The sequence below is a fragment of the Fictibacillus fluitans genome, assembly GCF_030418125.1.
GTDB classification, from domain to species: domain Bacteria; phylum Bacillota; class Bacilli; order Bacillales; family Fictibacillaceae; genus Fictibacillus_C; species Fictibacillus_C fluitans.
The window spans coordinates 317,433-331,488 of record NZ_JAUHTR010000002.1 but is presented as its reverse complement, the minus strand read 5'-3'; the positions used below and the strand labels follow the sequence as shown (position 1 = coordinate 331,488).

Here is a 14,056-nt window from a genome sequence, read left to right as displayed (position 1 = left end):
TTTTTCCGTACAAACCACTTGATGAAACACTACCCAAACCAATTAAAAGGGAAACCTTTCCTAAAGCTTCCGGAGATAATGCAGAACACTGTGTACCGTCGCATGACCCTATCATTTTCATAAAAAAAGATGACGCAATCCCTCGCGTCATCCCATCTGTTCTATTTAGTTTTTTACCGCGCCAATTTTTTGTTCAAAACTGAGCTTCGCTAACTCCGCTGCCGGCATCTGCCCGTCATTAAAAGGTTTCAGACGGACAGCAAACTGAAAATCCTTCGTGTGCAGCTGATATTTATTCAAGACATCCGGTCCGCAGCTGGCAGACCCGAGCCCGTGCTGCTGATGATCCAGATGAAGAACAATATGATCAGCTTTAACCAGCTCATACGTATGCTTCGCAGTCTCAAGGGTTTCCACGGTGTAACGTGAAGCGCTGAAATCAATCACCGGCATTCCTCCTGCGAACAGACCTCCACCATAAGGACTGGTAAATGACGCCCAGCGTGTTTCGTGGCGGTTGCCATTTTCCTGCGGCAGCACGTATGGTGTGTAAAGTCCATCCACATGGGAACTCCAGACTCCCATTCGTCCGGCCTGCCTGCTGTCCATGTAGGACTCCCCTGGTCCGCGGCCATACCACTTCACCTGATCCAATTGGTTTGGCAGCTCAAGCTGCAATCCAATTCTCGGCAGCGTGGCCGGATAGTTCCCTTCAGGCTGGCCTTCTGCCCTCACAACCACATCTCCGCTTCCATAAATCTCATACGTGAGTGCTGCGGATATTCCCCAGCTGAGCTTAGCCGGTGCAATCCTGAATTTTGTCTCAAGCACAACGCTCTTATTATCATCTGAAAGCTCATATGAGAAAGAGAGCATCCGCTGCTGCAGATGATTCACTCCCGCTTCCACCCACTGTTCATAGGAAGATACCGTCTTCCAGCCCGAGTTCGCCAAATAATCATTGTCGATCGGGGCTCTCCAGAAGTTTAATTTTGGTCCTTTTTCCAGTACAGAAGACCCTTCATGTGTCCAGGATTCCATTCGTCCGTTCAGCTGGTTAAACACAACCTCAAACGATTGGCCTTTTACCCGGATTTTATGTGAGTCCTCTTTCACTTCCAAACCAGGTATGACACGCCGGTCCATTACCCGGGCGTCTGTATGAACCGGAAGCTTGAACTGAGACCAGGCGACCTCATGTCCAGCTTTTGCCCAGGCAGTATCCGCAATTAAAGTAAATGAAAGGTTCAGCCAGTAATCGGTTCCCGGCTGAATAATCGCCGGAAGAGCATATGGAATCATTGCCTCCTTCGATTCACCCGCTTGAATCTCATCCACCCCCATAATTCCGCTGTTCAATCGCTTGCCATCCGCTTCGATTGACCAGTTTAACTGAAGATGATGGAGCGAAAGAAAGTCATATCGGTTCGTAACGGAAATTTTTCCGCTTTTCAAATCGCGCTCTTCCACCACTACCGGCTCAATGACTTTTTTGTATTCAGCCAATGCAGGTGACGGGGTATGATCCGGCATGACCAGGCCATCAATCACAAAATTCCCGTCATGCGGCTGCTCTCCAAAGTCTCCGCCATACGCAAAGTACTCTTGTCCATCCTCTGTGTATTGGCGAATGCCGTGATCGAGCCACTCCCAGATGAAACCGCCCTGCAGGCGCGGGTACTTATAGAACGTTTCCCAATACTCCTTTAATCCGCCTGCTCCATTTCCCATAGCATGGGCGTATTCACATAGTATATGGGGCTTTTCCAAATCGGTCCGGCTCCCCAATTGGTCCATCACCTCGACTGCCGTATACATGGTGGTGAACACATCCGAAGCAACAGGTTCGCTTTTGGGTTCGTTATTATCCCTGACCATGATCTCCCGGACTTCTCCTTCATAATGAACAAGACGCGAAGGGTCTCTTTGTTTTGCCCATTCGGCCATCGCCACATGGTTTTGTCCGAATCCGGACTCATTCCCGAGCGACCACATAATAATGGAAGGATGATTTTTATCCCGCTCGACCATGCGGCGCATCCGGTCCATATACGCTTCCTGCCAATCGGAGTCCTCACTGAGTTGATGCATGTTGTCAGTAAACACAAAACCATGGCATTCAAGATCAGCCTCATCTATCACATACAATCCATACTCATCACACAGATCATAAAACTTTGGATCGTTTGGATAATGAGAGGTTCTTACCGCATTGATGTTATGGGTCTTCATCAGCCTGACGTCTTCGATCATCCATTCCAGTGGAACCGCACGCCCGAAGTCCGGATGATGATCATGCCGGTTAACTCCTTTAAGCTTGATCGGCACTCCGTTAACAAGAAACAGTCCGTCTTTTAGCTCAACCGAACGAAAACCCGTCTTGCTCGAGATCACTTCAATCGTATTCCCTTGTTCATCCTTCAACGTCATAAGAAGATGATACAAATAAGGAGATTCTGCCGACCATTTTTCAGGGTTCTCTACGGGCAGGGAAATGGATAGCCGTGCTTCCCCGAACGCATCCGCTGCCACCTCTTCATCTGTACGGACATTGCTTACTTCCTGAAAATCGCAGTCCAAAAGGGATACTTCCAATCGATAATCTTTCAGCTGATCACCACTGTGATTGTGAAGAACCGCGTCGAGATGCAGCACCGCGTCCTCATAATTCTCGTCCAGTTCCGGCCGGATAAAATAGTCATTCACATGAACCCGCGGCTGTGCAATCAACGAGACATCCCTGAAAATCCCGCTCAGCCACCACATATCCTGATCCTCTATGTAACTCGCTTCAGACCATTGATAGACTTGTACCGCCAGGGTGTTTTTACCGTCCCGGACCAAAGAGGTGATGTCAAACTCTGACGGAAGACGGCTGCCCTGGCTGTAGCCCGCTTCCTCGCCGTTCACCCACACATGAAAACTGCTGTCCACCCCTTCAAACCGGAGAATGATAGTATCGTCTTTCCAGCCTTCGGTTACATAAAAGTCCCGTCTGTATGAGCCCGTTGGATTCTCATCAGGTATATATGGAGGATCCACAGGAAACGGATATTGCACATTTGTATAGTGAGGACGTCCGTAACCGTTCATCTGCCAGTTGGAAGGCACGGGAATCTCATTCCATGCTGACACATCAAAATTGTCTTTTTGAAAACCTTCAGGCGCCAGAGCAGGCTGGTCGGCATAATGAAATTTCCATGTTCCATTCAGCAGCTGATACCTGCCGGATCTCCCTTTTTCATAGGACAGTGCCGATGCTTTGTCTTCATACGAGACGAAGCACGCGCGTTCAGGCTGCCGGTTTCGCTGAAGGACCGAAAGATTTTCCCAATCACTTTTTGTGTTCAATTTCTTCACTCCTCTGCTTTTTTAAATTGATAAATGCTACTTTAGTGCAGAGCCAAGCATCCCGGAGATAAAATGGCGTTGCAGGGCAAGGAAAAAGATAATCATCGGGATGGTAGCGATCGTTACCCCCATCATAACCTGGCCATAATCAATGCTGGTGACCCCCATGAGGCTAGCGATTGCTACTGGGAACGTATACATTTCACTCGAAGTGGTCGCCACCAATGGCCACATAAAGTTGTTCCACTGTGACATGAATAAGAAGATGGCCGTCGCAGCAAGAGCCGGCTTCATGGACGGCAGGACAATGGACAGAAAGATGCGCAGTTCACTTGCGCCATCCAGACGGGCGGACTCCATCAGCTCGGTAGGAAAAGCCATCAAGTTCTGCCTCATTAAAAAAATGGCAAACGGAAAACAAAGGCTGGGCGCAATCAATGCGAAGTACGTATTGAGCAGGTGGAAATCCGACATCATTTTAAACAGCGGAATCATAGTGGCCTGCCCCGGGATCATCATGGACAGCAGAAAAGCCGTAAAGATGGTCTTCTTGCCTTTGAATTCAAACTTTGCCAGAACATAGGCGGCGGCTGTTGAAATGGCCAGTGCCAGAATTACGAAAAGAACGGAAACAAAGACAGAGTTAAACAAGACCCGGCCAATTCTGACTGCCTCATTCAGATGTGCCAGGTTCACCATAAATTCCTTGCCCGGAAGCAATGTCGGCGGACTTGAAAACATTTTTCCTGAATGGTTGGTTGCTCCGATGATCATCCAGTAAAATGGAAAGATCGAGATAAAGGCAAACAGTCCAAGAAAGAGGTAGACCCCGCTTTGTCTGAAAAAGCCCTTTTTCTTTTGTGATTTTACCCTAGCCGGCAGAGCATGCGGATTATTCAGTGTTACTTTTTCGATAACATTCATCTTAATCCTCCCCCGTTACTTTAAATTGCAGAAATGACAGAACAGCAACCAGGATAACGACAACATAAGCAATTGCTGACGCATATCCAAAATCAAAGTATTCAAATCCATTCTGATAGATATAGAGACCCAGCGTCATGGTGGAATCAGCCGGTCCTCCCTTGGTCAGGTTCATGGGTTCATCAAACAGTTGAAGCGTACCAATGGTCGACAGAATCGTTGAAAACAAGATAACCGGCTTTAATTGCGGAATCGTAATATGAAAGAATTGCTGCCATTTTCCCGCACCATCGAGCGCTGCAGCTTCATAGATATCATCTGACAGGTTCTGGAGAGCAGCCAGAAAAATGACCATATTATACCCCGTCCATCTCCACGTCATAGCCAGAATCATTGATATTTTTGCCCACACGGGATGGGATAGCCATGGAATGGAATCAAGCCCCAGCATGTGGATGGCAGTGTTAAAAATGCCGTCATCCTGCATCATGATGGAGAACAAAACAGCATATGCCACCAGGGACGTAACGGCAGGCAGGAAGAACGAGGTCCGAAAAAAGCCCTTCAGCTTCAAAAGCTTTCGGTTCAAAGCATTTGCTAGAACCAGCGCCAGAAAAATCATGATGGGCACCTGGATAATCAGGATCAAAAAGGTATTTTTAAGTGCCTTAATAAAGATGTCGTCTCCGAACAGCCTTTGATAGTTTGCCAGTCCGGTAAAAATCAGTTCCCCTCCGGTTGATTTTTGAAAGCTCAGCAATAGTGAAGACAGAACCGGATAAATGGTGAAAACCGCAAACAGCAATACTGCCGGAGCAATAAAAAAATAGGGAAAGGCCACATTTCTTTTCATCGCGTACAAATCTCCTTTCAAAAAGTGATTGTCTCAGCCATTAATAGAAATCCTTTTAAAAAAGGGCTGGGAGCCTCCCAACCCTTTCCTTCATTCCTTTGTGCTTAATCGGTTTTCCAAACGCTTCTCCGCTGCTTTCAATGCGGTTGGAATGTTTTTTCCGCTTGTCAGGATTTCGGATTGGGCTTTAACGGCTTCATCCTTTGCGATAGCATAGTTTCCAGTATAGTTTGCTGCTTTAATTTCCTTCGTTTCATTAGCAAAGATCTGCCAGATTTTCTGGTTGTTAAAATAATCATCCGCTTCTGTGAAAAGTGGTGAGGTATACACGGTGTTTAATGTAGGGAATAAGCCGCCTTTTGTAGCAATTTCCTGAATCTTGTTAGTTGTGGAGAAGAATTTCAGGAAGTCATAAGCTGAATCCTGGTTTTTACTTGCCGTCGGAATCGTCCAGGCACTTCCGCCAATGTTGGCTGCACGGTTTCCGCCTTTCTCGAATGCAGGAAGCGGGAATACGCCCCATTTTCCTTTATCCTTCGGTGCCTGCTGTTCAATCAATCCAGCCATCCATGAACCCGATACAGCAGTCGCCACTTTGCCGCTTGCCACTCCGCTCAGCCATGCATCCCAGCCGGTCACGTTGCTGGCAACACCTTCGTCCTTCAGTTTTTTCAGCATCTTCATCGCTGTTTGCGACTCTTTTGAAGCAAGTGCAGGTTTATTATCATCTCCGAAGTAGAAAGACCCTTGCTGGTTTAGCATCAAACGGTAAACGGGGTCGTCCGAGTTCATATCAAGACTTAAGAACTTGATGCCTGTTTTTTGCTTAAGTGTTTTGCCTGCTGCAATAAAGTCGTCCCATGTTTCAATGGAATCAGGATTAATGCCTGCTTTTTTGAAATAGTCTGTTCGGTAGAAAACTCCGGCAGGACCACCGTCAAACGGCATGCCATACATGTTTCCATCCCGTGAAGCAAGTTCGCGTTTATAAGACGGGAATTTTTCGCCTTCCTTATCGAATCCTTTTTTCGAAAGGTTCACAAAGGCTTTCGGGAAGTTGTGCAGATACCCCTGAATATGAGTGTCCTCAATGAGAACAATATCCGGCAATCCCTGGCCGCCTCCCTGTAAGGATGTGGTCAATTTGGGATACATATCATTATTGCTGATTTCTTGTATTTTCAATTTGAATCCTTTGTGGTCTTTGGCATAAATCTTTTCTGCCTGCTTTAAGACCGGAACATTCGTATTCCATGCCCATACTGTAAGTGTTTTTCCTTTTTTGCTTGCCACACCGCTCGCTTCATCCGCTGATTGTCCGGAACAGCCGGTCATGGCCAGGATAAACACAAGAATTAAACTGAGTAAACTCCATGCCTTTTTCATCTTTCTCCCCCTATGATTTTCTGTTTTCATATTTTCATTGGTTTGCCTTCGTAATTAATAAACTGATATGGGCTGTCAACCGGTGTCTTGCGGGTCACAATATCCAAAATGCCCTGTGCACTGATGGCCGGATTTAACGGAGCCTGTTCTCCTCCCATATCCGTGTGCATCCAGCCCGGGTGAATGGAACAGACGCCAATTCCATCACTATGCAAATAACAGTGCAGCTGCATGGTAAATTTATTGAGAGCCGCCTTTGATAACCCATACGGATAATCGTTGTCATGTTCCTTGGTTACGGCGCCGGCTTCTGAGGAAATGTTGGCGATAAACGGCTGGCTCCCTTTCCGAAGCATCGGCAGAAAGTGCTTAACCACCCTCATGGGGCCAAGAAGGTTTGTATCCAGGGCTCGTTCCATCTCCTGAAATTCCACATCCTCGATTTTTCTTTCCCGCCCCAGAAGGATTGCCGCGTTATTGATGATAATGTCGAGAGAAGAACAATGCTCCCCTGTCTCCTTAGCTGCCTGTTCCACTGAATCTTCATCAGAGACATCAAGCTGGATAAGCCGGCAACGTGTTTCATGCTTCTTGTTTAAGTCCTTCAGTTGCTCCGAGATCCGGTCCTGATTTCTTACACCAGCAAATACGGTATGCCCTTCCTTTACGGCCGCTTCTGCCAGGCTGCATCCTAATCCTCTGCTGGCACCTGCTATTAATAGGTTCATGATTTCCTCCCTTCGTTACCTAATATCAATGTCTTACCTTTATTGTAAGCGCAAACATTTCGGCATCCTATGACACAATTCCAACCTTTCTGCACTTTTAGCAATCTCTTTTTAGGACAGCATGATTCTTCCTTTGATATGTAAAAAAAGAGCAAACCGCAATCCGGTTTGCTCTCTTCCTTATTCTTATCTTCTGTGCTTAAATACATTCAAAGATGGAAGGGCATTTCCTTGGAAGTCGAACATGGCCTGGTTCTCCCACGCATTGCCTTCTCCCTGTTTCCAGCCAGCTCCCTCTACTGGAAGCCATGCCGGCTCCCAGTAAAACAAACCTAAACCGCGATGGCCCGGCACCTTTTCGATCACATCCATTAAATCGTTAAGGAACTGTGCCTGACCTTGAACTGTAGCAGGATAGCCTCCTATCTTTTCGAATCCTGGCTCAAAAATATTAGAGAGATCATCTCCGTTTTCAAGTGTATGGGCATAAGCGGTCTCCGCAACAAGCACATCTTTATTGTATCTTACGCTGATATCATTCATATTTTTTTGAAGATCTTCGAGAGTGCCATGCCAAATTGGATAGTAGGAAAACCCAATGATATCAAATTCGACGCTGCGCTTTGTAATTTCATCAAAGAACCAGCGGTACATCCCGTTATCTCCGCCATCTGCGAGATGAAGCATTACTTTAACCTTTTTGCCCTTTGGACTGCAGTCCTTGACACCTTTAATTCCTGATTTCAGAAGAGCTGACAATCCGTCAAAACCGCCTGCTCCGTCGCCCCATGTTTTGCCGTTTGGCCAAAGGATGCCGCTTTGTATTTCATTGCCGATTTGCACCATGTCCGGAGTAATATGAGCTTTTTCGAAAGCGATCATCACATTTTTAGTGTAGGTATAAACCGCCTGTTCAAGCTCGCCCTGATTCAAGTCCTTCCATTCCTCCGGTTTATTCTGTTTGCCGGGGTCCGCCCAGAAATCGGAGTAGTGGAAGTCCAGCAACACTTTAAAACCGTGCGCTTTTGCACGCTTGGCAAGCAGGAGTGTATGCTTTAAATCGTTGTATCCGCTCGCTTCCACCGGGTTATTCCAAAGCCGAAGCCGGATATAATTCACACCTTTGCTCCGTAAAATAACCAGCGCATCCTTCTCTTTTCCATGGTCGTAAAATTTCCCGCCGTGATCTTCTACTGCGGGCAGGCTGGATACATCCGCGCCTTTAATAAAAGGAGTTCTTTTTTCTGCGCTGGCCGGTGCCAGATTCATAGTTGAAAAGATAAGTACAAGCACACTAAATATGAGGAATAAGCGAATAATGGTTTTCATAGAATCCTCCAAGTCATCTTCATATTTTTAGAATGGAAACACCATAAGGCTGCAAATTCATTCGATGCGAGACCTCAATCCCCTGAAGCAAATCCAAATGTTCTTCTGCTGGCAATTCAACCGTTTTTTCCTGTGCCGTAAAGTTCATTAAAAAGATGTAACGAGCCGTACCGTCCGTTCTGAGCTGGGCCGTTACTCCATCGGGAAGTTCTGAGTCTAGGACTCTCTGGATTCCGAGCTTTTCGATCAATCGGCCGAAGAAGTCCCTGTTAAACGGCTCCTTGTTTCGTGAAGCCACATAATATGCGGATCCCTGCCCGAACCTGTTGCAAGTCAGGGATGGCCGGCCGGCATAAAAGTCACTTTCATAAACAGCCAGTGCTTCGGCCCCTTCCAGATGTATCAGGTCGCAAAGCTCATGCGCTTCATACTCCCCCTTGATTCCAAGGTCATTATTATCCACAAACGCAATGCTGTTTTTGTCATAATCATGAAGGGCATCGATTTCTTCGGACCAGATGCCAAGCACATTGCGAAGCGGTCCCGGAAAGCCTCCGAGAAAACAGAGGTCGTTTTCATCAGCAATGCCTGTCCAGTAAGTCGCTACAAAGGTTCCTCCGTTTTCAACAAACTGTTCTATCGCTTCTCCTACTCCGGAGCGAACCATATAAAGCATGGGAGCGACCACAAGCTTGTATGAGGACAGATCACATTCACTGTCTATGACATCCACTGAAACTCCTTTTTCCCAGAACGCCCGGTAGGCTTTCCTCACTGTTTCTTCATAATGAATACCTTGATTTCGCGGTCCCTGGGCGTCCTTTATGGCCCAGCGGTTTTCCTGATCAAAAATAATGGCGACTTCAGGCTGAACCGTCGTACCGGCAATTTCACCAATGGCGGATAACATCTGACCCAAATCCGCCACATCGTTAAATACCCGGGTTTGCTCTGAACCGCTATGGCTGACAACTGCGCCATGAAACTTTTCGCTGGACCCCCTGCTTTGCCGCCATTGGAAGTACTGTACGGTATCCGATCCATGAGCCACCGCCTGAAGGGAGGAAAGTTTATGCATGCCCGGCCGCTTCAGTTTGCTCACTGGCTGCCAGTTCGTCATGCTTGGCGTGCTTTCCATCAGCATGAAGGGTTTTCCCCCTTTCATTGAACGGTACATGTCATGGTTAAAAGCAAAAAGCACCGCCTGTTCGGTATCATCCTGCAGTGAATCATGCCATGTAGGATAGGCGTCCCATGAAATCACATCCAGCAGGTCAGCAAACTTCCAGTAATTCAGTCCTTCAAAGGTTTCCATAAAATTCGTCGTGATGGGAAGATCCGTATTTGCCTTGCGGAGCGGCCCGATTTCATGACGGCAAAAATCGACCGTTTGATCCGTGACAAAACGCTTCCAATCCAGATTTAATCCATGCACCATACTTTCACCGCGTGAGGATGGCGATTCAATTTGCGTCCAATCCGTAATAGTATGGCTCCAGAAAGAGTTCCACCAGGCATGATTCAGCTTCTCCAGTGTTCCATATTTGTTTTTCAGCCAGCCCCGAAACGCTTCCTGACAATTCCCGCAATGGCATTCACCGCCATATTCATTGGAAATATGCCAGCCAATAACTGCAGGATGATGAGCATAGCGCTCTGCCAGCTTGCTGTTTATGATTTCCACTTTTTCACGATAAACCGGTGAGGTATAGCAATGATTGTGGCGGCCGCCATGAAGATGATGAACACCATCTTCTCTTACGCGCAGAACCTCCGGATAAGCCTGTGAAAGCCAGGCAGGCCGTGCTCCGCTCGGAGTAGCCAAAAAAGCATAAATACCGTTTTGTTCAAAGGTATCGAGGACGCGGTCCAGCCAGTCAAAGGTGAACACTCCTTCTTCAGGCTCCAATGCTGACCAGGCAAAGATCCCCACCGACATCACATTGCATGAGGCAAGCTTCATTAAGCGAATGTCTTCCTCCAGAATTTCCGGATATTCCTGCCATTGGTCTGGGTTATAATCAGCTCCGTGCAGAAACCCTGGTGCCCTGCTGCTGATTGAAGGATATTTTTTGACCATGAAATCCACCTATTTCTTTTTAGATTTTTGTATTCCGCTATACCAATTATTTACTTCATCTGTAATCTGGCTCCCGCCTGATGCTTTCCATGTTTTTACGAAATGATCAAAGGAGGCCGGACTTTTTTTACCATAAATGATTTCATTAAACGTACGGTTTTCAATGTCACTCAAGTAATCCCACTTCTCTTTCATAGCGGGAGTTTGCGGTCCGGTGAACAGATTCTTCCTGGAAATTCGCTTTTGCTTCAGAACCAGCTTGGCCGCATTGGCTGTTTCAGCTCCAAAGTTATTTACAATTTCCAGTTCCTTCGCCGTTTTGGGTTTTGCTCCCTCTGAAAGCCGAATTAAATTATTGATTTGAACATCAGGAATACGGGCGCCCTCCCCCATTAAAAAATAGCCGTTTACATTGACATATCCGCCTGGAATGTCTTCGTTGTATACCGTTTTTCCGTCAATGATGTCATAATCGTATCCTTTGAATATTCCCTTGGCCCAGGGATCGGCGGGGTCAGGATCTGCTACATGATCAAAAAGATAGTTTTGATACGTAAAAAGAGCTTCAGGGTGTTTCATATTTTTATTGATCAGCAGTACCTCTGTATATACCTGTGTTCCATGCCTCTCTGCCTTACCGTTGGGACCTGTAGGTATCGGATAAGGTTTCCATACAGCATCTGGCTGATTTGCCTTTGTTTCTCTTAATGGCCATCCGCTCATCCAGTAAGGACCCGGAATAATTCCTGCTGTACCCTGGATCGCCGGCTCAGCGGTTTTGGTTTCATCCCAGAGTGCCCCTTCATTGGAAATCAGCCCATTTTCTCGCCATTTTTTAATTTTCAAAAGACCTTCCTTCATTCCCGGCTGGACCGAGCCGTACTCGAGCTTTCCTGAAGCATTTTTGTTCCATTGTTCTGGAAGGGTGCCATAAGCACCAAAAATCCAGGAAGGATCACCCATCCAGGTATTCATTGATGATTTGAAGCCGATGGAAAGGGGGACAACATCTTTTGGCTTCAGTCCCTGCGGATTGTTATACTTAAACTTTTCCATGATATTTTCCAAATCCTGAATGGTTTGGGGGGCTTTTAGCTTGAGCTTGTCCATCCAATCCTGCCGGATCCATAAAACATAATCATTGTTGTAGGCATAGTTAAGTACAGGTATGCCCATTCGTTTTCCATTCCGTAAAAAGGCATTCCACACATTAGGGTCAAATGCCATGGCCTTCTTCCATTTCTCATTTGCATACCGGTCAAACAAGGCACCTGCATCCCGGAATATTCCCGAATCAATCAAATCCTGCGCAAGCAGCTGGTCCCGCACCACTACAAAATCAGGCATCTTTTGGCCGGATTGCAGCATAAGCCTCAGCTTGGTTTCAAACGCATTATTACGATCGGAGACATACCAAAGTGTCTTGATATTAATTCCAAGCTGATCATGCGCCCATTTTGTCGCTACATTGCTGGCGATGGTTTCTCCATTTTTGAAGGCTGTGTTGGGCCCGACATCCCGAACCGTTGTAATGGTGACGGGTGGGTTGTATTTTTTCTTATAGCCTTCAGAAGGTTTCTGCCTGACCGGTTTTTGTTCATGATCGTTTGTACAGCCTGCCACACCCAGTACCATAATAAGAAGCAACAGAATCAGCCGGTACCTTGTCATGTTAACCTCCACCCTGAAAACCTCGAATCTCTTTTATTGTAAGCGCAAACATTTTTATGTTATATGACATAATGCCAACTTTTCTGCACTTTTATTAACTTATTCCGGTCTCCCTGAATTCCTGAGGTGTCATCCCAAATACCTTTTTGAACATTTTGCTGAAATATTGGGGATTTTGATAACCCAGCTGTGAGGTGATTTCATAGCTTTTCAGATGGGTATGCTTGAGTAAGTCTGCTGCCTTTTCCATCTTCATGCGTATAATGTAATCTCCGAGACTTTCTCCTGTTTCCTGTTTAAACAGTTTTGATAAATAAACCGGATGCAGATATACTTGGACAGCAATGGATTTGACAGACACATCCTGGCTCAGATGTTCAGCAATAAACTCCTGCACCTGATGGATGATCTGGCGTTTTTCCTTTTTTTCACCGGTATCAATCTCTTTTTTCAGCTTGTTAAAAATTGAGAATGTCCATTCTTTTAAACCATTAATTGTATGAAACGTGCGATTGCCCATGACAATATCTATCATCGTATGATCGATGTCGGAAAGATACTGCCCCTGTTTATGTGCAAGGTAAACAAAAGCATTGGAAAAGGAAAAAAACACCTCATACATATGTTCATGAGAAAAAGGCAGGCTGCTCATCTCATCAAAGATTTCATCCATTTTCTTCTCTGCTGCATTCCACTGGCTTGTTTCCAGCAATTGAATCAATGAAGGAGGCTTGTACATGCTTCTGACCCATTTCATATCCATTTTTGATGCGGCACTGTCCTTAAGAAAATGAACGTGGTTCTCTTCAGGTCGTTCACCTTGAAAAAAAGCCAGCAAACATTTTTGATAGTTGGACGCCAGATCCTCCGGGAAACGAATCATATCTGTTGCAAGCATGGTGATGTCCCCAAAAAGATGATGGTTTACGTTGTTCTTCACTGCAGCGAAATGCTCAGACATCAGGCTTCTCAGCTCCTCTTCATGTCCAAATTGCTGCAGTTTCGGCTGAATCAAGCCCGTGATATAGCCGTGCGGACTCACCCCATACCATTGATGAAAGTGTTCCTCCAATACCTCTTGAGTAATATCAGAAATGGCAAAGGTCAGCAGATTATGTGACTCATGGTTATAATCCGGAAATCCTTCACCCGGCTTGATCAAAAGCATGATAACAGGGACATCTGGAGAAACTGTTATCCTGTATGTATGAATCAGGTCGGTTAAGGCTTTGTCTGAAAACTTCTTTCCAAGCAAAAGATCATTTAAAAGATTCTCCCGCAGTAATGCGAGATCCGGCCCGCTGGCCGGAGGCAGATTGCCGGGCTGCTGCCACTCCTCGTTCAGCTGGGCAATTGCCTTGCCAAGCGTATCCATAAATTCATCATCATCGACCGGCTTTAACAAATAATCAAAAGCATGCAGTTGAATCGCCTTTTTCGCATATTCAAAATCGGAAAATCCTGTTAACAGAATACACTTCATCTGCTTCCACTTTTGTTTGGCCTGTTCAATCAGTTCAAGACCGCTCATGCCCGGCATTCGAATATCTGTCACCATCACATCTATCGATTGCTTTTCCATGATCTCCAACGCTTGCTGCCCTGAAAAGGCCAAATGAACACTGCTGACACCAAACTCCTCCCATGCTATGGTTTGCTTCAGGCTTTCAACCACATATGATTCATCATCCACTAGTAAAAGCTCAATCATAAAGTATTCCCCCCTGTTCTTGA

The 14,056-nt window shown here is 46.1% G+C and carries 9 protein-coding genes; all 9 read right to left on the bottom strand.

Annotation, left to right across the window (positions count from 1 at the left end; genetic code table 11):
- Positions 1 to 165: 165 nt before the first annotated feature.
- The 9 genes from lacZ to QYB97_RS06695 all read right to left on the bottom strand — a co-directional run bounded on the left by lacZ (position 166) and on the right by QYB97_RS06695 (position 14,033).
- On the bottom strand, positions 166 to 3,351 hold the full coding sequence (lacZ, locus tag QYB97_RS06735) for a beta-galactosidase, LacZ type (protein WP_301165210.1): 3,186 nt from the start codon (positions 3,349 to 3,351) through the stop codon (positions 166 to 168).
- A 36-nt stretch (positions 3,352 to 3,387) separates the two neighbouring features.
- A complete protein-coding gene (locus QYB97_RS06730; protein ID WP_301165209.1) occupies positions 3,388 to 4,275 on the bottom strand; it encodes a carbohydrate ABC transporter permease in 888 nt (295 codons plus the stop codon).
- Between the two features lies 1 nt (position 4,276).
- Positions 4,277 to 5,128 carry a carbohydrate ABC transporter permease gene (locus QYB97_RS06725; RefSeq protein WP_301165208.1) on the bottom strand — a complete coding sequence of 284 codons (852 nt, stop codon included), beginning with the start codon at positions 5,126 to 5,128 and terminating at the stop codon, positions 4,277 to 4,279.
- A gap of 90 nt (positions 5,129 to 5,218) precedes the next feature.
- The gene (locus QYB97_RS06720; protein ID WP_301165207.1) at positions 5,219 to 6,514 is read right to left on the bottom strand and encodes an ABC transporter substrate-binding protein; all 1,296 of its coding nucleotides are present in this window, start codon (positions 6,512 to 6,514) and stop codon (positions 5,219 to 5,221) included.
- Between the two features lie 26 nt (positions 6,515 to 6,540).
- On the bottom strand, positions 6,541 to 7,242 hold the full coding sequence (locus tag QYB97_RS06715; RefSeq protein ID WP_301165206.1) for an SDR family oxidoreductase: 702 nt from the start codon (positions 7,240 to 7,242) through the stop codon (positions 6,541 to 6,543).
- Positions 7,243 to 7,428: 186 nt separating this feature from the next.
- On the bottom strand, positions 7,429 to 8,571 hold the full coding sequence (locus QYB97_RS06710; protein WP_301165205.1) for a glycoside hydrolase family 53 protein: 1,143 nt from the start codon (positions 8,569 to 8,571) through the stop codon (positions 7,429 to 7,431).
- 19 nt (positions 8,572 to 8,590) lie between these two features.
- A complete protein-coding gene (locus QYB97_RS06705) occupies positions 8,591 to 10,651 on the bottom strand; it encodes a beta-galactosidase (RefSeq protein WP_301165204.1) in 2,061 nt (686 codons plus the stop codon).
- Positions 10,652 to 10,660: 9 nt separating this feature from the next.
- Positions 10,661 to 12,322 carry a type 2 periplasmic-binding domain-containing protein gene (locus QYB97_RS06700; protein WP_301165203.1) on the bottom strand — a complete coding sequence of 554 codons (1,662 nt, stop codon included), beginning with the start codon at positions 12,320 to 12,322 and terminating at the stop codon, positions 10,661 to 10,663.
- 94 nt (positions 12,323 to 12,416) lie between these two features.
- Entirely contained in the window at positions 12,417 to 14,033 is a 1,617-nt protein-coding gene (locus tag QYB97_RS06695) for a response regulator (RefSeq protein WP_301165202.1), read from the bottom strand.
- Positions 14,034 to 14,056 lie beyond the last annotated feature (23 nt).

What these genes read in the sequence shown, in the direction of transcription:
- QYB97_RS06705 (WP_301165204.1), bottom strand. Translation starts at nt 10,651, where the DNA reads ATGGTCAAAAAATATCCTTCAATCAGCAGCAGGGCACCAGGGTTTCTG.
- QYB97_RS06715 (WP_301165206.1), bottom strand. Translation starts at nt 7,242, where the DNA reads ATGAACCTATTAATAGCAGGTGCCAGCAGAGGATTAGGATGCAGCCTG.
- QYB97_RS06700 (WP_301165203.1), bottom strand. Translation starts at nt 12,322, where the DNA reads ATGACAAGGTACCGGCTGATTCTGTTGCTTCTTATTATGGTACTGGGT.
- QYB97_RS06730 (WP_301165209.1), bottom strand. Translation starts at nt 4,275, where the DNA reads ATGAATGTTATCGAAAAAGTAACACTGAATAATCCGCATGCTCTGCCG.
- QYB97_RS06710 (WP_301165205.1), bottom strand. Translation starts at nt 8,571, where the DNA reads ATGAAAACCATTATTCGCTTATTCCTCATATTTAGTGTGCTTGTACTT.
- QYB97_RS06725 (WP_301165208.1), bottom strand. Translation starts at nt 5,128, where the DNA reads ATGAAAAGAAATGTGGCCTTTCCCTATTTTTTTATTGCTCCGGCAGTA.
- QYB97_RS06695 (WP_301165202.1), bottom strand. Translation starts at nt 14,033, where the DNA reads ATGATTGAGCTTTTACTAGTGGATGATGAATCATATGTGGTTGAAAGC.
- QYB97_RS06720 (WP_301165207.1), bottom strand. Translation starts at nt 6,514, where the DNA reads ATGAAAAAGGCATGGAGTTTACTCAGTTTAATTCTTGTGTTTATCCTG.